This window comes from Edaphobacter sp. HDX4 (assembly GCF_036877565.1).
GTDB lineage: Bacteria > Acidobacteriota > Terriglobia > Terriglobales > Acidobacteriaceae > Edaphobacter.
In genome coordinates this window covers 168,916-193,834 of the sequence record NZ_JAEDXW010000001.1, presented here as the reverse complement: position 1 = coordinate 193,834, position 24,919 = coordinate 168,916, and the positions used below count along the sequence as shown (strand labels likewise).

Annotated in this window: 18 protein-coding genes; 9 read left to right on the top strand and 9 right to left on the bottom strand. The window is 58.3% G+C overall.

Features of this window, described 5'->3' with window-relative positions; translation table 11 throughout:
• Positions 1-240: 240 nt before the first annotated feature.
• Positions 241-1,605, top strand: coding sequence for an MATE family efflux transporter (locus JAO29_RS00760; RefSeq protein WP_334266257.1), 1,365 nt, complete (start codon positions 241-243; stop codon positions 1,603-1,605).
• 2 nt (positions 1,606-1,607) lie between these two features.
• Here JAO29_RS00760 and JAO29_RS00755 read toward each other — a convergent pair whose 3' ends face one another.
• From JAO29_RS00755 to JAO29_RS00745, 3 genes are all read right to left on the bottom strand, one after another.
• Entirely contained in the window at positions 1,608-3,818 is a 2,211-nt protein-coding gene (locus JAO29_RS00755) for an FUSC family protein (protein ID WP_334266256.1), read from the bottom strand.
• A gap of 31 nt (positions 3,819-3,849) precedes the next feature.
• Positions 3,850-4,767 carry a DMT family transporter gene (locus JAO29_RS00750; RefSeq protein ID WP_334266255.1) on the bottom strand — a complete coding sequence of 306 codons (918 nt, stop codon included), beginning with the start codon at positions 4,765-4,767 and terminating at the stop codon, positions 3,850-3,852.
• Positions 4,768-4,863: 96 nt separating this feature from the next.
• Positions 4,864-6,972 carry a M13 family metallopeptidase gene (locus JAO29_RS00745; protein WP_334266254.1) on the bottom strand — a complete coding sequence of 703 codons (2,109 nt, stop codon included), beginning with the start codon at positions 6,970-6,972 and terminating at the stop codon, positions 4,864-4,866.
• Positions 6,973-7,115: 143 nt separating this feature from the next.
• Here JAO29_RS00745 and JAO29_RS00740 point away from each other — a divergent pair, with 143 nt between their 5' ends.
• Positions 7,116-8,783 carry a hypothetical protein gene (locus JAO29_RS00740; RefSeq protein ID WP_334266253.1) on the top strand — a complete coding sequence of 556 codons (1,668 nt, stop codon included), beginning with the start codon at positions 7,116-7,118 and terminating at the stop codon, positions 8,781-8,783.
• Positions 8,784-8,847: 64 nt separating this feature from the next.
• Here JAO29_RS00740 and rpsT read toward each other — a convergent pair whose 3' ends face one another.
• Positions 8,848-9,126 carry a 30S ribosomal protein S20 gene (rpsT, locus tag JAO29_RS00735; RefSeq protein ID WP_334266252.1) on the bottom strand — a complete coding sequence of 93 codons (279 nt, stop codon included), beginning with the start codon at positions 9,124-9,126 and terminating at the stop codon, positions 8,848-8,850.
• A gap of 435 nt (positions 9,127-9,561) precedes the next feature.
• On the opposite strand from rpsT, the gene JAO29_RS00730 reads away from it, so the two are divergent.
• The 3 genes from JAO29_RS00730 (at position 9,562) to JAO29_RS00720 (ending at position 12,562) form a co-directional block, all read left to right on the top strand.
• The gene (locus tag JAO29_RS00730) at positions 9,562-10,605 is read left to right on the top strand and encodes a PhoH family protein (RefSeq protein ID WP_334266251.1); all 1,044 of its coding nucleotides are present in this window, start codon (positions 9,562-9,564) and stop codon (positions 10,603-10,605) included.
• Between the two features lie 95 nt (positions 10,606-10,700).
• Positions 10,701-11,195, top strand: a complete 495-nt coding sequence (gene ybeY / locus JAO29_RS00725) for an rRNA maturation RNase YbeY (protein ID WP_334266250.1) — start codon at positions 10,701-10,703, stop codon at positions 11,193-11,195.
• Positions 11,195-12,562 carry a hemolysin family protein gene (locus JAO29_RS00720; RefSeq protein ID WP_334266249.1) on the top strand — a complete coding sequence of 456 codons (1,368 nt, stop codon included), beginning with the start codon at positions 11,195-11,197 and terminating at the stop codon, positions 12,560-12,562. Before ybeY ends, JAO29_RS00720 begins: the two co-directional genes overlap by 1 nt.
• A gap of 292 nt (positions 12,563-12,854) precedes the next feature.
• Here the strand turns inward: JAO29_RS00720 and JAO29_RS00715 are convergent, their stop codons facing one another.
• Together JAO29_RS00715 and JAO29_RS00710 are read right to left on the bottom strand one after the other, a co-directional pair.
• Complete coding sequence (locus JAO29_RS00715) at positions 12,855-13,919, bottom strand: rod shape-determining protein (RefSeq protein ID WP_130420560.1); 1,065 nt, start codon at positions 13,917-13,919, stop codon at positions 12,855-12,857.
• Positions 13,920-14,057: 138 nt separating this feature from the next.
• Positions 14,058-15,260 carry an acyltransferase family protein gene (locus JAO29_RS00710; RefSeq protein ID WP_334266248.1) on the bottom strand — a complete coding sequence of 401 codons (1,203 nt, stop codon included), beginning with the start codon at positions 15,258-15,260 and terminating at the stop codon, positions 14,058-14,060.
• Positions 15,261-15,346: 86 nt separating this feature from the next.
• Between JAO29_RS00710 and ald the strand changes: the two genes are divergently transcribed.
• The 3 genes from ald to JAO29_RS00695 are packed head-to-tail and all read left to right on the top strand — an operon-like array spanning position 15,347 to position 20,239.
• Positions 15,347-16,459, top strand: coding sequence for an alanine dehydrogenase (ald, locus tag JAO29_RS00705; protein WP_334266247.1), 1,113 nt, complete (start codon positions 15,347-15,349; stop codon positions 16,457-16,459).
• Between the two features lie 22 nt (positions 16,460-16,481).
• Complete coding sequence (locus JAO29_RS00700) at positions 16,482-18,863, top strand: sensor histidine kinase (protein WP_334266246.1); 2,382 nt, start codon at positions 16,482-16,484, stop codon at positions 18,861-18,863.
• Entirely contained in the window at positions 18,860-20,239 is a 1,380-nt protein-coding gene (locus tag JAO29_RS00695) for a sigma-54-dependent transcriptional regulator (RefSeq protein ID WP_334266245.1), read from the top strand. The genes JAO29_RS00700 and JAO29_RS00695 overlap by 4 nt, the downstream gene beginning before the upstream one ends.
• Before the next feature lie 11 nt (positions 20,240-20,250).
• Here JAO29_RS00695 and JAO29_RS00690 read toward each other — a convergent pair whose 3' ends face one another.
• The 3 genes from JAO29_RS00690 to era form a co-directional block, all read right to left on the bottom strand.
• Positions 20,251-21,513: a Gfo/Idh/MocA family protein gene (locus tag JAO29_RS00690; RefSeq protein ID WP_334266244.1), complete on the bottom strand. Its 1,263-nt coding sequence runs from the start codon at positions 21,511-21,513 to the stop codon at positions 20,251-20,253.
• A gap of 22 nt (positions 21,514-21,535) precedes the next feature.
• Positions 21,536-22,507 carry a sugar phosphate isomerase/epimerase family protein gene (locus JAO29_RS00685; protein WP_334266243.1) on the bottom strand — a complete coding sequence of 324 codons (972 nt, stop codon included), beginning with the start codon at positions 22,505-22,507 and terminating at the stop codon, positions 21,536-21,538.
• 131 nt (positions 22,508-22,638) lie between these two features.
• A complete protein-coding gene (gene era, locus JAO29_RS00680; protein WP_334266242.1) occupies positions 22,639-23,682 on the bottom strand; it encodes a GTPase Era in 1,044 nt (347 codons plus the stop codon).
• 95 nt (positions 23,683-23,777) lie between these two features.
• On the opposite strand from era, the gene JAO29_RS00675 reads away from it, so the two are divergent.
• Positions 23,778-24,866: an alpha/beta hydrolase-fold protein gene (locus JAO29_RS00675; protein WP_334266241.1), complete on the top strand. Its 1,089-nt coding sequence runs from the start codon at positions 23,778-23,780 to the stop codon at positions 24,864-24,866.
• Positions 24,867-24,919: the final 53 nt, after the last annotated feature.

Below are 24,919 nucleotides of genomic sequence, written 5' to 3'. Positions count from 1 at the left end.
CTTCATCACTTATCTCGCTGATAAACAATAGCTTGCTTTCGCCGAACGCCTTCCCCGCGAGGGATATAATGAAAGCAGCGCGAAGCCCCGGCCTTCCGGGGCTTTTCTGTCTCCGGGCATCGAAAGCACCAGACCGTCCAAGGCGCAATCCTCGGGCCAATCGACGAGCCTCCAATCAAAAGGTCCGGACCTAAGTCTAATCATTGGAATACTTTGTGCAAAAAGTGGGGGGAGGGGAGTATGACAGTTCGCCAGCAGATCCGCCACATGCTGGTCCTCGCCCTCCCTCTCATCGCCGCCGAGCTCGGCTGGATGTCGATGGGAATCGTCGACACGATGATGGTCGGCCACATGGACAGGGCGGCAGTCAACATCGCCTCCGCCGCCCTCGGCCAGGTGCTCTACAACACCCTCGCCTTCGGGATCGCCGGAGTCCTGCTCTCGCTCGACACCTTCCTCTCGCAATCGCACGGCGCCGGCCGCTATGATGAGGCCAACCGCTGGCTCTACCACGGCCTCATCCTCGCCGCCGTCCTCGCCGCCTCGCTCTTCGCACTCGTGGAACTGGCCCCGCTGGCTATGCGCCGCATGCCCATCAACCCGCAGGTCATGGACGGAGCCGTCCGCTTCCTCCACGCCCTCAATTGGGGAACGCCGACCCTCTTTCTCTACTTCACCCTGCGCCGCTACCTGCAGGCCTTCAACCATGTCCGCCCCATCGCCTTCGCCCTGGTCACGGCCAACCTGTGCAACGTCCTCGGCAACTGGGTCCTGATCTACGGCCACCACTGGGGGCCGATCCGGATTCCTGCCCTCGGCATCGTCGGCTCGGGCCTCGCGACCTCGCTCTCGCGAACCTACCTCGCGCTCTTCCTCATCGCCGCCATCTGGCACGTGGAGCACAAACACAACTACGGCCTTCGTTCCATGCTCCGGCACATCGAGACCGGCCGCCTCAAACGCCTTACCCTGCTTGGCGCTCCTGCCGGAGGCCAGATCTTCGTCGAGATCGCCATCTTCGGCACCGTCACCTTCCTCATCGGAACGATGGGGCCGCTTCCGCTGGCCGGACACGAGATCGCGCTCAACTGCGCCAGCTTCACCTTCATGGTGCCCTTCGCCATCTCGGCTGCCGCGGCCGTCCGCGTCGGACAAGCCATCGGCCGCGAAGCTCCACGCGAGGCCGCCGGCGCCGGATGGACCGCCATCCTGCTGGGAGCCGCCTGCATGGCCACGTGCTCCATCATCCTCAGTGTCTTCGCTCGCCCCATCGCGCGAGCCTTCACTCCCGATCAGGGCGTCATCGCCGCGACGGTCCCTCTCCTGTTCGTCGCCGCCGCATTTCAGTTCTTCGACGGCCTCCAGATCACCGCCACCGGAGCCCTCCGCGGGGCAGGGAACACGCATGCAGGTCTGATCGTCCAAATTATCGGCTACTGGATCATCGGTCTGCCCATCGGCAGCTGGCTCGGCTTTCGCCTCCACTATGGCGCTCTGGGACTCTGGATCGGCCTCTGCGCCGGCCTGGTCGTCGCCGGGATCTCCCTCACCACCGTCTGGAGCCGGACCACCCGCTCGCTCTCACGCAAGAGCCTCGCCTCCTGAGGCTACCGGTTCTGCTCCATCAGGATCTTTGCTGTCCGTTCCAGCACTCCGGCCTGCCGCTCCAGCCGCCGCAGTTGATGTTCGGCCGGAGTGTCCTCGCCCAGCGGAGCGACCGGTGAATCAGCCGGCTCTGTCTCTGCAGGCAAGGAGCTGGCCTTTTGATCGAGAGCAGCATTCATGCTGCTGGCAAGTCTCTCCATCCGAAGGGCAACTCGCTCCGCGCGGGAACGAAGATCGTCATCATCGCAGCCGAGCGAAGCGAGCGTCGTGACAGCCCGCGTCATACGGCGCAGATAGGTGACGAAGGTTAGCGTAGGCTCCCACTCACGACCCTTCGAGAGCGGGACCTGCGGTTCGAGCATGATGCGATCAAGAGCCTCCTCCGCATCGTTGATCGCAAGACCGCATGCACGACGCGCCGGTGCAAGCAGCGTGCGGTCAGCATCGATGCGAGCGGTCTCGGCAGACGCGTTCCCGACCGTGCTCCAGAAGCCAAGCATCGCGCGAACGTACTCGGCATCGGCGTGCGCTCCACGTACAAGCAGGCGGTTGATCTCGAGCTGCTCGCGCTCCGGCCAGAGCAGCCGCATCGCCAGCACCGCAACCGCGGCGCCCAGAACGGTGTTTCCGATGCGGACCCCCGCGAAGTGCCAGTCTCGCAGATGCGGCAGACTCAGCAGAACGAAGGTCGGCGTCAGAAAGAACGCATACCAGCCGTAGTCGATCGCATACGTTGCGAGCGTCAAAATGCTCGTGACCGTAATGACCGCAATGATGCCTTCCTGGCTGTGAATCGCCGCGGCCAGAATCGCCGCAAGCACTCCACCGGCAATGGTGCCTCCGACGCGTTGCAAGCCGCGGCGCAGCGTTCCCGAGTTTGTCGGCTGCAGCACGATGATCGAGGTCATCGCCAGCCATCCGCCGTGGCTGACGTGGACCATCTTCATCAGCAGCACATCTACCGCACCGACGATGAGCATGCGCAGAGCGTGCCGCATCATGATGGAGCGGGTCGTCCAGTTTGCCCGCGCGGCCTCCAGCATCGACTGCAAGCCGGTGCCGGACGCTGGTTGCGCCTGTCTTGCCAGCAGCGATCGCCTGATCTCCTGGCTTGAGCTTTCGAGAGTCGTCGGGGCTTCCGCGCCGCTCCATAGTGTCTGGATCGCTTCGAACGCCACCTCGACGTTGAGAAGCATGTCACGCTCCTCCTGGACGAGGTGCCGGATGAGCGGATCGAGGGGCGTTGAGGAGGATTCGAGGGCCTGGATGGCTGCTTCGCGCTTACGAAGATGCTGGGTGGAGTGCGATCCCTCAGGAGCGAACGACGCTGCACCATCTGCCGGTCGCTGTGTAAGAGCAGTGGCGATGGTCGCTTCGGCCTGCTCCAGCCACATCAAGGCCTCGGCTATAGCTGCCTGGGCGCGGGCGTCGGAGCTAGACTCCAGCAGCTCCGTCCAGCGAATCGTTCCTGCGAAGAGCAGGTCTGCAGTCTCCAGAAGGACGGCCAGCGAGCGGGCGCGCAGCGTTCTCGCGGTAATGCGGGCGCGGGTTGATCCGATCGATGCTCGCGCTGACTCGATGCTCAGCCGCATATGCCGCTGCAGCTCGTGCATGCGATCTCTCTCCGCCTGCCGGTCGCTGCTGGCGGGCGGGGTTGCGCGGACCTGCGAGGTGAACTCCGCCAGCAGGTTGTAGCACCTGGACACACCCAGCCTGGCAGGACGGAAGGGATCGAGCGGCCAGAGCACGAGGCTGAGTCCGGCAGCCCACAAGCCTCCCAGCACGTACAGCAGCGCGTTGCCCAGCGCACCGTAGAGGGAGTGGTCTTCTCCGCCATAGCCCGCGAAGTAAAGCACGAGAATGATCACGGAGGTGGAGGCGATCTGATTGGCGAGCACGCGACCAAATGTCGCGACGAAACAGAAGGCCGCAGTGACCAGCACCGCCAGCCACAACGGTGTACTGGACAGGGTAGCGACGACGCAGGCGATGGCGCCCCCTACCAGAACGGTCAGCATGGTGGTCAGGCGGCTGCGGTAAGGGCCCCCGTTGTCCACCAGAATGGCCTCGAACCCGCCTAGCGCCGCCCATCCCATGGGCTTGCCCAGGGCGCGACAGACGACCATCGCGGCCATAACAGCGATTCCGGCGCGCAGACCGCGCTCCCAGTGCAGGCGCCGCAGCGCCGAAGACCATCGAAGGTACCAGTGCATCTGGAGAGAGTTTAGCCTCGATCGTTCGTAGTCAGGCTGCGGGCTGATGTTCGAGCACGTGAGCCTTTGAACGTGTCGTCAAGGTGAAGGCCGCTGCCAGGATCATGCAGCCTCCAGTCCATGCTGTGGGGCCGAGGTGTTCGCCCAGGACGAAGACCCCGAGCAGGCTTCCGATCAATGGTTCCATGTTGAGCAGCACGCCGGCCTGCGATGCCGGAACCTGAGTCATTCCCCAGTTCCACAGCAGCGTCGTGGTGGCGGTACAGAGAACTCCGCTGGCTGCCAACGCGAGCCATGCCTTGGTCGAAACATGCGAGACAGGAGGGAGGCCATAGCGCAACGGCACCCAGATGGAGAGCATTACCGTTCCGAGCAGGATGCCATAGGCCGTGACGACGACAGGAGAGTGGCGATCCATCAGACGCTTGTTGAGCAAAATCCAGCCCAGGGCGATCGCCAGCGAGAGTACAACCAGAAGATCCCCTGCGAGCGAAGGTTGACCTGCACCTTTGCTGTGATGGCCCAGCGCAATGAGCGCAGCTCCCGTAGTTGACCCGGCGAGAGCGATCCATCCAATCACGTCGAGCCGCTCATGTGCGAAGAGCGTGGCGCCGACGGCGAGGATAACGGGCATGGTTCCGACCATCAGGGCCGCGTGCGAGACGGTCGTCAACGAAAGCCCGTAGAACTGAATGAGGAACTGAACCGGAACCCCGAGAAACGAAGCGAGAGCCAGGGTGCCCCACTCCGAGCGGTTGAGTCTCGGCCGGTGGGTGGCCAGCAGCGGTAGCAGGACCAGGATGGCGAAGAGGAAGCGGTAGAACACCATGTGAGCGAAGGACATCTCCGCCATGGCGATTTTGCCGAAGAAGAAGCCGCAGCCCCACAAGGAGCTCGCAAGCGCACACGACAGGAACCCAAAGGCGCGGTGCTTTATTGGGACGGGCATATCTTCACTGTCGCACAAAGGAAGAAGCGCCGCAGATGCGGCGCTTTCTTTTCGAGCGATTCGTGACGGTTAGCGGATCCCGGTGATGAGTGACGTCTACCAGACGCGACAGCTATTTGCGGGAACCATGGGGGAACTCTTCTTGCATCCGAAGGCCCCTGCAAAGCCAGGCTGGTTGACGATCGCTCCGTTGGCCCGGAAGTGATCTGGCGAGTGTGGATCGGTCAATACCTGCTGGCGGATGACCTCCGGCCGGGAGTTCTCACACCAGTTCTGCGCGTAGGCGATATAGAACCGCTGCGGAGCTGTGTATCCGTTGACCTTGGCGTTGAGGTCGATCTTGTCGGTCTTTGCCCGCTCGAGATAAGCCAGGTAAGCCAGTAAGAGGCCTCCGTTATCGGCTGTGTTCTCGCCCAGAGTCAATTTGCCGTTGACCTTTACATCGTCAACTGCGGTGAAGGAGCCGTACTCGTTTACAAGGCAATCTGTCCGGGCCTCGAACTTCTTTGCGTCTTCGGGAGTCCACCAGTCTTCCATGTTCCCCTTGGCGTCGAACTTGCGGCCCTGATCATCGAAGCCGTGGGTCAGCTCGTGGCCGATGACTGCGCCGATGTGACCGTAGTTCACGGAATCATCCTGCCTCTGGTCGTAGAAGGCGGGCTGCAGAATTCCGGCAGGGAAGTTGATGTCGTTCATACTGGGGTCGTAGTAGGCGTTCACCGTTGGAGGCGTCATGCCCCACTCGCTGTGATCGACAGGCTTTCCGATCTTGTTAAGCTGCCGGTCGTTCTCAAAGGCATTCGCGCGGAACTTGTTTCCAAGAGCATCGTCTCCCTTGATCGCGAGCGTGGTGTAATCACGCCATTTGTCGGGATAGCCGATTTTGTTGGCGATGCCATGCAGCTTCTCTTCTGCCTTGACCTTCGTGGCCGGGGACATCCAGTCGATCTGCTGGATATCGCGCTGCATGGCGCTTTCGATGTCGTGAACCATCTCGAGCATCTTGGCCTTGCTGTCTCCCGCGAAGTACTGCTCCACGTAGACCTGCCCCAGAGCTTCGCCCAGCGCTCCATTAACTGCATTTGAGCATCGCTTCCAGCGGGGACTCTGTTCGGGTTGACCGGTCAGGATGCGTCCGTAGAAATCGAAGTTCTCGTCGTCGAAACGCTTCGGCAGACGATTGGCAGCGCCGGTTAGCAGGTGATAGCGCATGTACGCCTTGAGGGTGTCCAGATCCGCGCTTCTGAGGGTCGCCATCAGAGTGGTGATGAACTCCGGATTTGCGTTGTTGATCTCGCTGATCTGAGGCGAGCGAATTGCCTTGCGAAATTCGTCGAAGGAGTCCGCATCGACGGTCTGGTTGAAGGTGGCGAGAGTCTGCAGATGATAGACCTTCTCCGGATCGCGGCGATCGGTGATCGGCATCGAGGATTTGGCGAGCGTGGTCTCGAAGGCCATGACGGCGTCTGCATCTTTCCTTGCTTTTTCCGCCGGGGTGCCTGCAAGCGTCAGCATCTTCGCCACATGCTCAACGTACTGTTTACGGACGGTCTCGTCCTTGGCTCCGGTGCGGAAATAGTAGTCGCGCTCGGGCAGCCCGAGGCCGCCTTGATCGATGAAGGCGATCTGCTTGCTTGCGTCTTTGAAATCCTGCTGCTCGCCATAGCCGAAGAAGACGTCGATGCCATTACGCTGAAGCTCGCCGATCAGGGGAGCGATGTCGCTGACCGATTGCAGACTGTCGATCTTTTCGAGTAGAGGCCGAAGCGGGGCCAGCCCTTTGGACTCGATAACATCCGCATCCATGCAGCTCTTGTAGTAATCCCCGATCTTCTGCTCATTGGGAGCACGGCCCGACCCAGCGGCTGACGCTTTTGTGAGAATGCCGTTCAGCGACTGGGTATTGACGTTATAGAGAGCGTAAAACTGGTCAACTTCGGGCTGATCGGACGGAATGGGATGGTTGGCAGCAAACTTTCCGCAGGCGAACTTGTAGAAGTCGTTGCAAGGGTCGACGGAGGTATCGAGGGAAGAGGCATCGAATCCGGGAATCGGTTTGTAGATCTCGGCGGGCTTGGCTGACTTGTTGTCGGTAGCGTTTGGTGCGGGAGTCTGGGCGCCAGCCGCAGTTGCAAGCAAGAGCGTCGCCATGGCAAAGACCAGCCTTTGCCCGGGACCGGGCTTAACTGCTTGTACTTTCTTCATTGCTTTTCCTCGTGTTTCCGGTTGAACCTCTGTCTTTTGTATCACCCTGGAATGCTGCGTCGAGCTGCTTCCGTTGGCGGGTTGGACTCGTCTGTGAAACAGTAGTAGCCAATCATCCCTTCCCGGGATACGCGCCGCCTGTTATGCCGGTTCCCTGCATCATCCTCGCGAGTCCCCGATTGCGCAAGACGCGCTGGCCTCGGCTGGTCGTCGTAGCGCTGTTTTTTGTGACGAATTGTATGTGGGCGAAGGGACCTGCCCCGGCGACTCGTATTCCGCTTGACCCGCTCGGTTTCCAGCCGCCGCTGGCGCAGTTCATGCTGGCGGGGAGCTCGATGTTGACCGTCGACTATGTCGATTCTGACCACCTGCTGCTGACCTATAGCACCAAGAAATTGCTGAAGCGATTGTCTGACTGTCCTCCGGCCGATCAGGATCGCGTGGTCGATGGCGTCCTGCTGGAGTTGCCGTCGGGCAAGGTTCTGGCGCGAACCTCGTGGCGGACCCATGATCACGGTCAGTACCTCTGGAACCTGGGACGCGGCCGCTTCATGCTCCGAATCCGTAATACCCTGACGACCTTCGCGCCGATGGTGAACCTGGCGAAGGGAGATGCCTTCGCGCAGCGCCCGTTCATCAGAACGGAGCGACGTATCGGAGGGGTGTTGCTGTCTCCGGACGCCGATCTGATGATCCTCGAGACGATGGATCCGCGGCCCTCCGACCAAGTGCTGGGAGATCAGCCGAGAGAGGAGGATAAGCCGGTTCAGATCAATTTCTTCCGTTTGATCAGCCTGAATGGGGCTGACATCGATGTTCATGCCTCAGGCGCTCTACGATCGCGAGTGACGGGACGGATCCCGGCAAATTCGGCGGGATATATCGCAATTCTTGACGACGGCCGTCAGCACTGGAGCTTCGATTTCCGAAGCTATGGAGGAAAGATTAAAGAGCTGGCCGCGTTCGATTCGACGTGCCGCCCCTCACCGATGCTGGTCAGTCGCAGCGAGTTCATTGCGTTTGGGTGTCATCTGAGCCACACTCCGCAGATTTTAGGCGCATTCAATCTGAGAGGCGAGGAGATGTGGGAGCAGACCATGACAGAGAATTATGTGTCGCCCTCCTTCTCGTACGCTCCCGGCAGTGGTCGCTTTGCTATGAGCAGGGTGCTGACCCGTTCTTCTCTCGTTGACTCAGATTCGTTCAGTCCGGATATGTTCGGTGGGCAGGAGATCACGGTCTATCAGACAGACAGCGGGCGGCAGCTGCTTCACGTGGATGCGGCGCCAATCGCCCGTGCCGGCCAGAACTTTTCTTTATCTCCGGATGGCCTAAGCCTGGCGGTTGTCCGGAGTGATGCCCTGGAGGTCTACAGACTGCCTGAGCTGACCAAGGAGGAGCGTAAGGCGGTCCAAATGGCGGAGGCCTCCGCTCCACAGATCGATGGCGATCCTTCCATGGTGCTGTCGTCCGGCAACGGCGACTCTACGGGATCTCCAGAGCGGTCCGATCCATCGACACCGCCTGCCGGGACCAGAGAACAGCCAGCACCGGCAGCAGCAGACGCGAGCTCCTCGAGCGCCTCTGTTGCTGGCTCGACGCCGACACCACCCGCTCCCGTCGCCGATGCAGGTCCGAAGGCGGAGGCGCAAACATCGTCAACCAGCGCATCCCAGCAGGCTCCAGCGGAGCAGAAGCCGAGTGACATCCAGGGTGACGCTACGCCGGACCAGCCTCGACGTCCTCCCACGCTTTATGCGCCGGGAGAAAAGCACGGGAATGATCCTGCTCACCGAGATGACCCTCGATGACAAAGGAAAAAGGCCAGCATAAAGCTGGCCTCTCTGATCTTCTACAAAGTTCGAAAAGGGGCGATTAGGCAGCCTTGGGAGCGACCACGGCCTTAACACGGGCGTTGAGGCGGGACTTGTAGCGGCTGGCGGTGTTCTTGTGGAGGATGCCCTTCTGAACGCTCTTATCGAGAACGGAGACGGTGGAGCTGTAAGCTGCCGCGAGGGTCTGAGCATCGCCCTTTGCGATGGCCTCACGCAGAGTGCGCAGGCTCCCGCGCAGCTTGCTCTTATTGGCGCGGTTGATCGCGGTCTTGGTCTCTGTCTGACGGGTGCGCTTCAGCGAGGAAACATGATTTGCCATTCTTTAGCTCTCTTCTTGCCCTGAACGTGTCGGGAAAAATTTGGGGTGCAGGCCTCAGGCTGGCCAGAAACACAGCCCGACCCATCCCCTGCAAACTCTAAGTCTAGAGAAAATCGGCCTCCGGGTCAACCAAAACCGCCGGAACTTCCCGACAGGGTGCAATCTCCCGCGGTTCAGGGCAGGGATCCGGGTCTGCCCGCCGATTGGTTACTCCTTTAGATTCATTTTTATCGAAAACTTCCTTGACGATGCGGGCATGCGGGGCTAGTCTGTGCCCATCTTCGGCATACGATTGGCAACTATCGCCAACCCGGTCGCACCGCCTGAATGGACATCCCAGTCTGCGCGTTTTGGCCGTTCCGCAACCTCAGCCACCTGCAATGTATCCAATCTAGAAGATAACCCTGTTGTCACTGACGGAGGTCAGCCCCACTCTTGATTAAAACAGCTATTGAGATCACCCCAGGTATCGAAACACTCTACGGAACTCACGACGAAAACCTACGCCTGCTGGAAGACGGGCTGCACGTGACGATCGACCTCAAGTCGGATGCGGTTCACGTAACGGGCAATGCAGATAGTGTCGCCCGGGTGGAACGTGTCTTTGGAGACTTCGAAGCGCTTCGAAAGGCAGGAGTGAACCTGCACAATGGCGAGTTGCGGGGAATGCTCAAGATGATCGTGTCAGACCCGGCAGCGACGCTCAAATCTCTCATGGACTCCGGAAAACAGCGTTCTGCCGGGGCTAAGCGGATGGTGCAGCCCCGTTCCATCAATCAGCGTCGCTATGTCGAATCCATCGAGCAGCACGATATGGTCTTCGGCCTGGGACCTGCAGGAACTGGCAAAACCTATCTTGCAGTGGCCATGGCGGTCTCCGCACTGCTGGCGAAGAAGGTCAGCAGGATCGTTCTGGTCCGTCCGGCGGTTGAGGCCGGAGAGCGCTTGGGTTTTCTGCCGGGCTCATTACAAGAGAAGGTCGATCCGTACCTGCGTCCACTCTACGATGCCCTCTACGATCTGCTTGATCCGGTGAAGGTGGACAAGATGCTCGAGACGAACGTCATTGAGATTGCGCCACTGGCCTTTATGCGAGGACGCACTCTGAACGATGCCTTCGTCATCATGGACGAGGCACAGAACACGACCACCGAGCAGATGAAGATGTTCGTTACGCGTCTGGGGAATAACTCAAAGGCAGTCATCACGGGCGACCTGACTCAGACGGACCTTCCGAATCCGAAGCGCTCCGGTCTGCTTGAGGCGCTGCACGTGCTGGATGGGGTGGAAGGTATTCGCTTCTGTCACTTCGAGGATACGGACGTCGTCCGTCATCACCTGGTGCAGAGAATTGTCCGGGCTTACGACAGCTACAGCCGCGCCCAACAGGAGCTGCCGCTCTCGATCGGGGAATCGGTCCTGCCGGAGTCGCAGATGGCGGGAGACAAGAACAAGCCCCGTACGGGCAAGCCGCAGTAATGCAATGAGATACTATCGTCATCAGGGGAGAGCGCAATACAAGGCGTTCTGCCCTGGTGGCGTTGCACCCTGTGCCCGCTGACCATCACCGAACGATGATCACCATCGAGCCTCCAAGTACACGTTCCAGTTCGATCGCGCCCGCTAAGCCTGGTCTCACGCGATACCTTCGTCGTGCGCAGAAGATGGTGGGTCTGGAAGGCGAAGTGGACGTGCTTCTGACCTCAGACGAAGAGATCAAGCGGCTTAACCGGACATTCCGTAAGAAAAATAAAGCGACCGATGTTCTAAGTTTTCCCGCGCCGGAAGAGCTTGCAGGTGAGCACGCCGGAGATCTTGCGATCTCGCTGGATACGGCGGCGCAGCAGGCAGAGAGCTTCGGCCATTCGCTTGTAGAAGAGATCCGCATTCTGCTGCTGCACGGTCTGCTGCATCTATCTGGAATGGACCATGAGGTGGATGCCGGTGAGATGGCAGAGCGCGAGGCGGAACTGAGAACGGAACTGAAGCTGCCGGGGAGCCTCATCGAACGGGTCTCCCGGCCTCCTTCCCGGATGCGTTCTGCTGTTTCTCCGCGGAGACGCTCGTAATGAACTGGACCGATGTGATCTATGGCGTCACCCTGGGCGTTCTTCTCATTGTTCTCGCCCTCGCTTCCTATGTTGACCGGGTGTACTCGGAGATGGGGAAGTTTCTGGCGCGAGAGTACCAGGACAATATCGACGCATGGGAAGAGACCATTGAGCCAAGGCTTCGTCTGGGTCGGGAGTCGATCGCGCTTTCTGCGTCGGTACTTCGCCAGCTATCCCTGGCGGCAATGGCATTGTTCTGGGGGCTTCATCTTTATCAGGTCACTAACGCCCGGGTTGAAACGCCGAGCGGCGGTGCCGTGGCCCGTGCAGTCGCTGAACTGATCCTCCTGATCTTGGTTTGCGACCGCCTGATCCCGCAGGTGTTATTTGCGAGAACTCGTGGGCTGTGGATTCGGCGCATAACCTTCGTTTTACAGGCATTTTTCTATCTGATTCTGCCGGTCACGATCGTCCTGCAGCTTTTGCTGTCGATCGCTGCGCTTGCCGAGCCGGAGGATGAGGCGGAGGAAGAGCATCCGTCTGAGGCGATGGAAGCGCTGCTGGAGGCGGGCGAAGAAGAAGGTATCCTCGAGGAGTCGGACCGTGATCTTGTCCGATCCGCCGTCGAGTTTGGCGACAAGGTCGTGCGCGAGGTGATGACCCCTCGGCCGGAGATATTTGCCGTTCCCGGCACTCTTACGCTGCGCGAGTTTACTGCGGAGATCAACGAACACGCCTTCTCAAGAGTTCCGGTTTATTCAGACTCTCTCGACCACGTTACCGGGATTGCCTTCGCTCATGACCTGCTGAAGGTGCTGGATATCGAGGCCGGAACTCGCACTGTGGCGCAGATCCAGCGGCCCGCCGCTTTCGTTCCCGAGACGAAGATGGTTGCTGAACTGCTGCGCGAGATGCAGCGGGAAAAGCAGCATATGCGCATCGTCATCGATGAGTATGGGGGAGTCGCCGGACTGGTAACGATCGAAGACCTGCTGGAAGCAATCGTTGGGGAGATTGCGGACGAACACGATGAACCCGAACCGGACGAATCTCCCGTGCGCGGAGTCGACGGTTCCTTCATTGTGCCGGGCAGCTTTGAGCTGTCACGGTTGAAGGAGCTCTTCTCCGAACAGATGGAGCAGACACCCAGTCGCCCTGCAGAGGATGGAGAGACTCCGGAGGATCTCAAGGAACAGGAAGAAGAAAAAGAACTCCCCCTCGTGCTCGACGAGTACGAATCCACGACAGTAGGAGGCCTGGTATCGGAGATGGCGGGCCACATCCCGATGCCGGGAGAGGTCGTGGAGCAGGATGGATTGCGGGTTGAGGTGCTTTCTTCAACCGACCGCAAGATCGGAAGAGTACGGGTCAGCCTGACGCATTAGTTCTAAACAGCATGGGAGGGGGAAAAGCGATCGCAGCCTTGTTGGCAGGTATGGACTCTCAGCGTTTGGCATGTGGGATGCTCCTGGTCTGCGGCTCGAAATTTAGGCTGCATCTGAATGCAGGCTTCAACCGCTGTGAAGCTGAGGCTCTCTGGCCGTACTGCAGCAGTTGTTACCCATGTATCTTGCTGAAATCATTTAGTTTTTGAGATTTCGCCGCGATCTTGTAAGTCTCCGCGGACGCAAAGAGGCCCGGCCATAGGCCGGGCCTCTTTGGTGAGAAAAGCGCGGATTAGTCGATCGAGATCTTTCGCAGCAGATTGAAGTCGGAGAGCATCTTCCCGGTTCCGAGCACGACCGATGCCAGCGGATCGTCGGCGATGGAGACGGGAAGGCCGGTCTCTTCGCGAATACGCTTGTCGAGATTCTTGATCAGCGCTCCGCCGCCGGTCAGGACGATGCCACGGTCAGAGATATCGGCGGAGAGCTCAGGCGGGGTACGCTCCAGGGCTACCCGGATAGCGTTGATGATGGTCGAAATGCATTCCGAGAGTGCCTCGCGGATCTCGGAGTCATCGATGGTAATGGTCTTCGGCACGCCTTCGATCAGGTTGCGGCCCTTGACCTCCATCGAGAGCGGCTTATCGAGCGGATAAGCCGAACCGAGCTGCATCTTGATCTGTTCCCCAGTGCGCTCGCCGATCAGCAGGTTGTACTTACGCTTGAGGTAAGTAATGACCGACTCGTCCATCTGATTTCCGGCCATGCGGACAGATCGTGAATAGACGATTCCAGCCAGCGAGATAACGGCGATATCTGTGGTTCCGCCGCCGATGTCGACGACCATGTTTCCGCCGGGTTCGGTAATCGGTAGGCCCGCGCCGATGGCGGCCACCATAGCCTGCTCCACCAGATGAACCTCGGAGGCTTTGGCACGATATGCCGAGTCCATAACGGCGCGTTTTTCCACCTGGGTGATCTCAGAGGGGACACCAATCACAATCCGCGGATGAACCATCATCTTGCGGTTGTGCGCCTTCTGGATGAAGTAGTTCAGCATCTTTTCGGTATGCCGGAAGTCGGCGATTACGCCATCTTTCATGGGCTTGATCGCCACGATGTTGCCGGGCGTCCTCCCGAGCATCTCTTTGGCTTCTTTGCCGACAGCCTCGACCTCATTGGTCACCTTGTTGACGGCGATAATGGAGGGCTCATTGACGATGATGCCCTTGTTATGGGCGAAGACAAGGGTGTTGGCGGTCCCGAGATCGATGGCTAAGTCGCTCGAAAATAAGCTGAAAAGCGATCGCATGTTGTGGATGCGGGAGTAGCGGGTCTGGAAGGAGTTCGAAGACATTTTCGGCTGCGCGGGCTTTCTGGGGACGATAGTTATGGATATTGTACGGCGTGAGTCGCAAGGTTTGGAGCGTACCTTGCATGGTGCAAGTCCATTCTGGGAGAAGCCGCGCATTTACAGCTAGGCGACTTGAAGCGGTCAGACTTTCAGCTCTTCCGCGAAGTTGGTTCGGTGCTCGCGGAGTTCGGAGTCATATTCGAAGTTCTTTTTGAAGCGGAGGAACCGGACCTCGAAGAGATCATAGCTTATCTTCGCGACCAGGAATGACACCGTGAAGCTAAGTACATCGCAGATGGCGTTTGCCAGGATGGAGGAATGAAAGCGGGTGATCAGTGAAGCCTCTAATGCCCACCAGGCGCTAGCCCAGAGTACGTGGTAAACGTAAAACCCGTAGCTGTACTTCCCAAGAATGCGCAGCGGCTTGAGATTGAAGAGGCGAAAAGCTTGAGATTCGCGACGGAGAGTTACGCCGATCAGACCGGCAGACGCCACGGCCAGCAGGGAGAAGCCGATCGTGTTCAGCCAGGGTGCATTGAGGGATGGCATCGCAATGGAGAGCGCTGTGAAAGCAGCTGCAGCGATAAGGAAGCACCATTTGCAGCTTCTCTGCCACTGATCTGCATTCGCTCCACGAAGCACAAGGGCCAGGATCGCACCCAGGAGCAGCGAGTCCATGCGAAAAGGCAGCTGATGCGCCATCCAGCTTTCGAGATGGGTGGAGGGGACGACCTGAACCATTCCGATCCGCAGAACCAGGGCGATAACTGACAGAAGAGTGGCGATCCGGATGAGGTTTATTCGTTCCTTCACCAGCCAGACGACCAGCGGCCAGATAAGGTAGAACTGCTCCTCCACGCATAGCGACCAGAAGTGAAAGAGATGAGCCGAAAAGGCGGGATGGGTCGCTGAATTAATGTTTTCAAGACTCGGATTGGCGACCATGGCCAGGTTGCCGAAATAGAGCAGAAACAGCAGGTGCCCACCCTTCCACTGGTAGTGAAGGATCGGGGTCAGGATAAGAAAAACGGTAAATACCAGATAAAAGATAGGGAAGATGCGGACGCTCCGCCGCGCGAAAAATCTCTTGAAGTAGTGTGAATCCGCTCGCGTGTCAAAGAGAATGCCGGTGATCAGAAAACCCGAGAGGGTAAAAAACAGGTCGACGCCCATCCAACCTCTGAGGCGAATCTGATTGACGAGCTGAAGAAACGCGCCCCCATGGGTTCCGCCGCCATAGTGCAGAGCGAAGACCATCAGGATTGCCAGGGCCCGGATACCATCAAGCGCCGGAAAGCGAGATTTGAAATCGATAGGCGCAAATTGACGCGTAGGGGAGGCCATTGGGGTCAGTATATGAGATAGCTACACCCCAAATGCAACACTTCGTGAAAGCGTCGATACAATCAATTGTGGAGCGAAAGACAAAGATGATCATTGGTGTACCTAAGGAAGTGAAGGACCACGAGAGCCGAGTGGGTGTTACTCCTGCCGGTGTGAAGGCACTTGTCGAGGCTGGTCACAAAGTTCTGGTGGAGCATGACGCCGGGGTTCTCTCGGCGATGCCGGACGACGAGTATCAGGAGGCTGGCGCGGAGATCGTCGGTTCTGCGTATGACGTTTGGCGTCTGGCCGAAATGGTGGTCAAAGTCAAGGAGCCGGTGGAGAAGGAATATCGGCACTTCCGCGAGGGCCTGGTCTTGTTCACCTATCTGCACCTTGCGCCTCTGAAGGAACTGACAGACGCTCTGCTTGAGAAAAAGGTCACCGGGATCGCATATGAAACCGTCCGGGATCGCGCGGGATCCCTTCCGCTCCTCACACCGATGAGCGAGGTTGCCGGGCGATTGAGCGTCCAGATCGGTGCCGAATATCTGACCAAGGAGCATGGGGGCCGGGGTCTTCTTCTGGGTGGTGTGCCCGGGGTTCCTCCAGCTTCGGTCTGCATTATCGGCGGCGGAATCGTCGGTACCAATGCGGCGAAGATCGCGCTGGGCATGGGAGCGAAAGTCACACTGATCGATCTGAACCTCAACCGACTGCGGGAGCTCGACGACATATTCAATGGCCGCGTCTTCACGATGGCCTCCAACAGCTACAACATCGCGCGTGCAGCCAGCGAGGCCGACCTGCTGATTGGCGGAGTGTTGATTCCGGGTGCCGCTGCGCCCAAGATCGTGACGAAGGCAATGGTTGAGAAGATGAAGAAGGGAGCAGTCATCGTGGACGTCGCTATCGATCAGGGCGGATGCATCGAGACAGCTCACCCGACCACGCACAGCGATCCATCGTACGAGGTCAACGGAGTGGTCCATTACTGCGTAACCAATATGCCGGCCGCTGTTCCGAACACGTCTACTCTTGCCCTGACCAACGCAACGTTCCCGTATGTGATGAAGCTGGCAAGGCTGGGAGCCAAAGAGGCGATTCGCGAAGATAAGGGTATTGCAGAAGGTGTAAATACCTTCGATGGCGTTCTTACCTATGAAGCGGTGGCCGCTGCGCAGCAGCGCGATTGGAAGAGCGTAACGGAACTGGCCTAGTCTCTGGTGCGCGGAGGTTTGGATGAACGACAACAGGCGGAAGGTACTGAGCATCGCGCTGGGAACCTGCCTGCTGGTGTTGCTTGCAGCGCTGGCTGCTCTCAATGCATTCAACAAGCGGTTTCTCGATCCGGAGACCACCGGCCAAATCTTTATCTACACGGGTCTTTCCATCGTTGCATTCTTGCTTTTTGTCGCCGTACTGGTGATGCTGGTCCGCAATGTCTTGAAACTCTACGCGGACCAACGCAGCAACGTGATGGGCACAAGGTTGCGCACGCGGATGCTGTGGGGAGCCGTACTGGTAAGCCTGCTTCCCATCTCGTTTATGTTCGCGTTCAGCTACCTGCTTCTGAACCGGGCTGTCGAACGTTGGTTTTCGCAACCTGTGACGGAGATGCGGGACGCCAGCAACAGCATGGCGTTCGAACTGGCTCGATACACGACTGCGAATGCGAGGGCTGAAGCGGAATCCGTTGCAACAACGCTGCCGGACATAGGAGAAGAAACGTCGGCCCAGCATTATGCCAGCCAAGTTCAGGGCGTCCTCCGCAAGCATGAGATTACGCTGCAGAGCGGATTTGTCGCTGTCTATCGCGATCAGCGATTTGTGACATCGTTCCAGGTGCCCGAGGGCAACGGTGCGCCTGCCCGGGTAAAGCCGTGGATTCCAGAGACGTCGGCAACGTCCCCGGATGGCAGACGAAAGAACGACAGTCTTCAAGCCGATCAGAGCCTTTCGAAGAACGACGCCATCTTTGTTACAGCTCGGCGCAGCGATGTTCCTGTCTTTAGCGTCGGTGACACGGATTATGCTCTGGGTACCGCAACGGCAAGGAACGGAGTAATGGTCGTTGTTGGTTTACCTATGCCTCACGGGCTTGCCGATACGATGGCGAGCCTCCGCTCTGCCGCCGACACTTATTGGGTGCTCTTCCGAAGCAGGCGTCAGCTTAGAAATCTGTACATGCTTTTGCTGTTGATGATGACCAGTCTTGCGCTGTTCTCATCCAGTTGGCTCGCCCTTCATCTCTCCAAGCAGGTGACCAAACCGGTCGAATCTCTCGCCGATGCCATGGCTGCCATTGCCGCGGGGGATTACGGACACCGCGTCAAGGAGAGCGCGACGCAGGAGCTTGGTGAGCTGGTGCGAAGCTTCAATCATATGGCTGCAGATCTTGAAGGCAGTCGCAGGGCGGTGGAAGAGTCGACCATTCAACTGAGTGCTGCAAATGCAGCACTTGAGGCCCGACGCGGAGAGTTGGAGACCATGCTCGAGACCATCCCGAATGGCGTGGCCATGCTGGATGCAGATCGCAGGATCATCCTTACGAACCGCGCGTTGAGCGAGATGATCGACCCCGGCGGTCAACGGCCCTTTCTTGGTCTGGCAATAGAAGAGCTATTTCCTTCCGAGGTGGTTGAGCTTCTCGATCGGCTGATTCGTCGGAGTCATCGTATGGGGGCAGCCTCCAGCGAAATCGAGATAACGGCACCAGGAGCCGAGCGTTTCGGTGGAACGCTCAATCTGCTGGTGACGGTCGCGCTGCTTGAGACCTCAGTCGGAAATGATCGCCTGCGCCGGGAGCATCGCGGCTATGTGCTCGTTCTGGAGGACGCGACCGAGTTGTTGCGAGCGCAGAAGCAGTCTGCGTGGAAGGAGGTCGCGCGGCGAGTGGCGCACGAGATTAAGAATCCATTGACGCCAATCGGCCTATCTGCTGAGCAGATACGGAGACACATCGACCGACTGGCAGAGACGCTCCGAACGAACGAGATTGAATCCGCTTCCACAGGTGTGATTCGTCGATGCAGCGAGGTGATCTCGGGTTCTGTCGAGAGCATGCGATCTCTCGTCGATCAATTCGCTGCACTGGCCGAGTTTCCTACGGCACAGCCCCGTCCGGCAGATCTGAATACTATTGTTGAAAATTCGCTGGCGATGTTTGCGGGACGCATGCAGAGCATCACCCTGATCAATCGTGTGAGCAAGGGGCTTCCTCTTGTGCTGGCTGATCCGGAGGCACTCAAGCGGGCTTTGGGCAACCTGATCGATAACGCCGCCGAGGCCATGCAATCGAGTCTTCTGAGGGAGCTGCGAATCACAACGGGTCTGCTGGAGAATGGAATGGTGGAACTAACCATCTCCGATACCGGTTCGGGCCTTACCGATGAGATGCGTGAAAGGCTGTTCCTTCCTTACTTCTCCACGAAACAGCGAGGGACGGGGTTAGGGCTGGCAATTGCGGCGAAGATTATTCAGGAACATCAGGGAACAATCCGCGCCGAAAAGAATGTTCCCAAGGGCGCGAAATTTATTATCGAGCTACGCCCCGCTACGGTCGGAGATGGAGAATCAGAGACGACCGCTGCGGTGAATGGAACAGGAGGTGTGATCGCTTGAATCATGTATTAATCGTCGACGATGAGGGAGAGATTCGCGAATCGCTCGAGGGGATTCTGCGCGAAGAAGGGTACCTGGTGACGACCTGTGCGACCGCGGGCGAGGCACTGGATCTGGTTCGCGATGCCGATTATGACGTTGTGCTTCTTGATATCTGGTTGCCGGACCGCGATGGTCTAGAGACCCTGGGCGAGATGCGCAGAATGGAGACCGCAAACCTTCCTGAGGTGGTCATCATCAGCGGGCATGGGACCATCGAGGCCGCCGTCCGGGCGACAAAACTGGGAGCTTACGACTTTTTGGAGAAGCCGCTCTCTCTGGAACGCACTCTCATCGTGGTCAACAACGCGATGCGGGCTCGCCAGATGCGAGCCGACAATGCAGAGTTTGCGCGCCAACTGGCAGGCAAAGGCAACGTGACCGGCCAGAGTGTTGCTATGAAGGCGCTCCGTCAGCAGATCCAACTGATGGCTCCCACAAATGGACGAGTTCTGATCTTTGGCGAAAGCGGCACAGGAAAAGAGCTAATCGGACGGGCAATGCATGCGGCAAGTCTGCGGAAGGATCGTCCCTTTATCGAGCTCAACTGTGCGGCTATTCCGGAGGACTACATCGAGAGTGAGCTCTTTGGCTATCGGCATGGAGCAGTGCAGGGTGGGCCACCCGAAAAACGAGGGACGTTCGAGCGGGCAGATGGAGGAACACTCTTTCTCGATGAAGTAGGGGACATGAGCCTGAAGACGCAGGCAAAGGTGCTGCGCGCTCTCGATGAGCAACGATTTCTTCCCGTAGGCGCTTCGCATCCCGTTCACGTGGACGTGCGGGTAATCGCTGCTACAAATAAGGACGTTGAGGAAGAGATCGCTCGCGGCAACTTTCGCGAGGATCTGTTCTACCGGCTGAACGTCATCCCGTTTTATGTTCCGCCATTGCGAGAGCGGAAGGAAGATATCCCTCTACTGGTAAAGGAATTCCTCGAAGAGTTTGGGCCGCGCTACGGCAGGCCGCATATGGAGATGACAGAGGATGCCTTGACTGCTCTGCGGCAGTATCACTGGCCGGGGAATGTGCGTGAGCTCCGCAATCTGGTGGAGCGAGTCCTGATCCTGAATCCGAAGGTGCAACGGATTGAGAAGAAGCATCTGCCCATGCTTGTATATCGCGGCCCCAAGTTGACGGAGTCCGGCAGGGTGAGTACGAAGACAGAAGAGTTCTCGAGCCTGGTGGAGGCCCGCGAGGCTTACGAGCGCGAGTTCATCCTGAAAAAGCTGGATGAGGTTCACGGCAATGTAAGCCGCGCAGCAGAGGGGCTTGGACTTGAGCGTAGTCATCTTTATCGCAAGATGAAGGCACTCGGCGTGAACCTAAAGGATTAGTACAGCAACGATCAGGTGAACTGCGAAAGATTGAACCCCAGTGAGTAGGCTTCAGTATCCGCCTCGATCTCCTGCCATGTGACGATACGGCCGGTCTCTGCAGCTTTCCGACCCATAATGCAGCTTCGGGCGGTATCGACACCTGCGGCAATCTGGTTCTGCAACTTGCCAGAGACGATGCTCTGAATGAAGTCGCGATCTTTCATCGCATCGGCTTCGGCGAGGTTGTCGGTAAAGGCACCGTTGGCAGCGAACTGTCCCGCTGTTGCATTCACCGGTGCGTTCCACTTCCACGGCTGGGTTCCCCTGATCTGAAGAGGGCCGCTGTAAGGAGCTTCCGCGAGTCCTTCCGAGCCAAAGAAGCGCTCCGACACATCGAAGAAATTATTCTTACTGAATTGTGTTGAAGAGAAGCTGAGTTCTACTCCCCCCGGATAGGTGAAGATGACCTCATAGTTATCCGAAGTATCGCCCGGACTCTGAACAACTTTGCGGCTGCTCTTCGCAAATGCAGAGACTGGATGTGCGTTCATGACCCAATTGCAGACATCTATGACGTGGATGTTCTGCTCGAGGAGCATGTCTCCGGAGAGGTTGCGATAGAGCAACCAGTTACGCAGGCGATATTCGTCAGAGGACGGTTGTCCCTTGTCGACCATGACGGCAGGCGGTGCGTTATAGAACGCCGCGATCTGCGCCATCTTTCCGATCTGTCCTGAGTGAATCCGGTGAACCAGTTCGACAAAAGGTGGTGCGGAGCGAATCTGAAAACCGACTGCCATACTCACCTTGCCATCGTGGCGGCGAGCGATCTCAAGCGCATGCTTCGTCTGGGGAATATCGACTCCGACGGGCTTCTCGCAATAGGCATGTTTTCCGGCCGCAGTGACAGTTTCGAGATGCTCCACATGGAAGAAAGGCGGCGTGGAGATCTGTATCGCATCGACATCCTTGCAAGCGGCGATCGCCTGGGACGCATCATGACCGCGGAAGGTGCGGCGACTATCGATGGGCGGGAGTTGGAGCGAAGCGTTGACCGCATCGAAATGAGTCTTTGCCGTCGCGAGTTGATCAGGAAATATGTCGGCGAGTGCAACAATCTCAACCCCGGCATTTTTGGCGAATGAGGTTGCTACAGCAGTGCCGCGCCTGCCGCAGCCCAGCAGGCCGTAGCGTACGCGTGAGTTGGCAGCATAGCCGAACGCTGTCTCGGGTTTCACAATCATGAGTCCGTATGCCGTGGCTGCACCCTGTACAAACTGCCGTCGATCCATGCAATTCTCTCCGCTTCCTGGTTTATACGTTGCTGGTCTGAGCGAGGACGTGCTCCAGGTAGACCTTCTCCTGCCGTACGTCTTCTATCTGCTGCGGCCCGGAGGTCTCCCGCTCTATGCTCACCGCGCCTTTGTAGCCTGCGGCGCGAAGACCGGTGAAAACCTTGGCAAAATCCACCTCACCTTTGCCGATCACGACCTCTTGGCCGAGTTCCATCGGGTTAGTAGGCCATTTGCCATCTTTGGCGTGCATAGCCCTTATGTAAGGGCCGAGGATTTTGACCGCATCCACGGGGTTCGCCTTACCGTACAGGATCAGGTTTGCGGTATCCAGGCCCACTCCAAGTGCAGGATGATTCACGTCCTTGATCACGCGCAGCATGGTGGTTGGAGTCTCCTGGCCTGTCTCCATAAGGAAGCTCTGCCCGTTGCCTGCACAATACAGCGTGAGTTCGTGGATGGCCTGGACCGTCTCTGCATAGAGGGGATCTTTGGGATCCTCGGGCATAAAGCCGCAGTGAGTCTGAACCTTATCGACGCCTAACTGTTTTGCAAAATCAGAGACTTGCTTGAGTGCATCCATTCGCGCCGCGCGGTAAGCCCGCGGAACAATCCCAATCGTCGAAGGCCCATCGAGGAAGTTCCACTTCAACGGTTCGGGGCGGACGACCTCTACGGTGGTAGCGACAATCTGATGCTTGTCGAGAGCATCCCGCATTTTTGTTACCAGTCCAGGTGTGAACTTGCCGATGTAATCGTCGAGTGACAGAAAGCACGTCGGAATACCAAGCTGGCGAACGAGAGCAATCTTCGGTTCAGGATCAGGGAACGGCTTGATCAGCAGCCCCATCGCGAACGGCTCGTACTTCTTCGCGGAGGGTGCGGCAGCCAGTGCGGCGGGAGCGAACGCCGCAGCCGCTGCAGCGTGACTGGCGATCTTCAAGAAGATGCGTCGGTCTATCCCGGAACGCTGGATGAGAGATCTATCGTGCAACAGGACTCCCCCTTTCCTTGCTATAGAGCATATAAAACGGAAAACGCTAGCGGTAACGTGAACCAGGACTTCTTTCGGTGCGAGGAGAATATGGATCGAGCTGCGGAGCGTCAAGTCAAGGAGTGCAGTGACTACTCTTTGGCTTGGCGCGTGGCGATCTCTTCCAACTGACGGCGCCAGTCAAGATCTTCCACAAAGCTCGTCGAACTGCGCCAGTCTTCGTGAACCTTGACGAACAGCTCCAAAAACACGCGCGTCCCCAGGAGGGACTCGATCTCTTTGCGGGCGGTGGTGCCGATCCGCTTGAGCATCTCTCCGCCGCGACCAATCAGGATTGCCTTCTGTCCAGCTCGTTCGCAGAAGATGGCAGCGGAGATCTTCGTGACCGGAAGCTTGCCATCCTTGGTCTTCTTCGTAGAAGCGGGTTCTTCGAATTTCTCAATTATTACGGCCGTGGCGTAAGGCACCTCTTCGCCCGTCAGCAACAGAATCTTCTCACGAATGATCTCGGCGACAAGGAAGCGCTCGGGCTGGTCGGTCAACTGATGCTTCGGGAAGTAGCGCTGTCCTTGTGGAAGCTGCGCGACAACCTGATCCAGCAAGAGATCCAGACCCTGCTTCTTTCGCGCGGAGATCGGAATGACTGCGCGGAAGGTATGCAGTGCGCTCCAATGAGCGATCAATGGCAGAAGGTCGGCTTTTGCGACGGAATCAATTTTGTTGAGAACGAGGATGACGGGGCAGGTCAACTTGCGTATGAAGGAGAGGGCAAATTCATCCTCGGCTGCCGAAAGCTTTCGTCGAACGGCAGTGGGAGACTTACTGTCGGAATCCTGCTCGCGCGGCAGACGATGGGTTACGTCCACGATGAAGAGAACCACATCGCGAGATTCCAGCGCATCCTGAACCTCCTGCATCATCCGGCGATCCAGTTGGGTGGCTGGCTTGTGGATACCTGGGGTATCGACCAGCACCACCTGGGCGGCAGGCAGTCCGGCATCTGCGCGTGTCTTCTTTCGCAACGGAACCTCAAGAACGCCCTGGATCCTGGTGCGGGTCGTCTGTGGCTTGTGAGTCACGATAGCGAGCTTTTGGCCCAGCAGCGCATTAAGCAGCGTGGACTTACCCGCATTCGGGCGGCCGATGATAGAGACGAAACCAGAGCGTAATGCCATCTCTCTTATTATGCGCTGCATCCGTCCAGTCTGGTGATCCGCGTCCGCTACACTTGTCGCGTATGGTCATCCGCCCAAAGCTGGCAGGCGCGTGTGTGTCAATCGTGCTGTCGATCCTCCTCGTTCAACCAGCGCTGACGCAAAAGACACCCAGCTTTCGTTCTACAGAAGTTCATCCCGATCACACGGTCACCTTCCGTTTCTTCGCCCCTGCGGCGAATCGGGTCGATCTGGTGCTCGAAAATCGTCCTGACCGGCTGGCCATGCAAAAGACGCAGAGCGGCGTCTGGACGGTTACGACGAACCCGCTGAGGCCGGAGATCTACGGTTATCGCTTCTCCATCGATGGAAGCCCCAAGACGGTCCACGATCCCCAGAGCACGGCACGACGATATGGCAATGACCTTCTCCTTGTAGCGGGCCATCCACCTGAACCATGGGAAGATGCTGGGGCTCCGCGGGGAGACGTCTCCAGTCATCAGTACACCTCGGCGGTCGTGGAGGGACTGCCCGAGAACAGAAGCGACTTCGTGGTTTATACCCCGCCAAGATACGATCCGAAGGGTAAGCCCTATCCTGTGCTCTATCTGCTCCACGTGTGGGGCGATCGGGCGGACAGCTGGAACCGCTTCGGACAGGCAAACCTTATCCTCGACAACCTGATTGCGCAGGGCAAAGCCCGCTCGATGGTAGTTGTTATGCCGCTTGGGTATGGCGAGATGAAGTTTGCGGACGACTATGATCTCTGGAGCCATCCGGAGGCCGTGGATCGGAACCTTCGATTATTCGAAAAAGCCCTTATTTCGGAGGTGATGCCTCGCGTAGCCTCCATGTACAACGTTCGCAAAGATCCAGAAGGGACTGCCATCATCGGAGCCTCGATGGGGGGCCTCGAAAGCATGATCATCGGATTGCGGCACCCAGACCGCTTCGGATGGGTAGGAGGCGAGAGCTCCGCTCTTATAAATCTCAATTTTGACGTAGAAATTCCTTCATTTACCAGGATTTCTCACAGGATTCAGATGGTCTGCGGGCGTAACGATGAGCTGCTGGACAGCAACAAACGCCTTGCGGCGTGGCTGCGAGGTCGGGGCCAGGAGGTCGACCTGGACGTCCCCGAAGGCACGCATAGCTACATCGTCTGGCGCGAGGGGCTGGTCCGATTCGCGTCCACGATCTTCTGACGCCCGTTTTGGGTAATTTTGACCCAAAAGCACCATAAGCGCCAACCTGCACG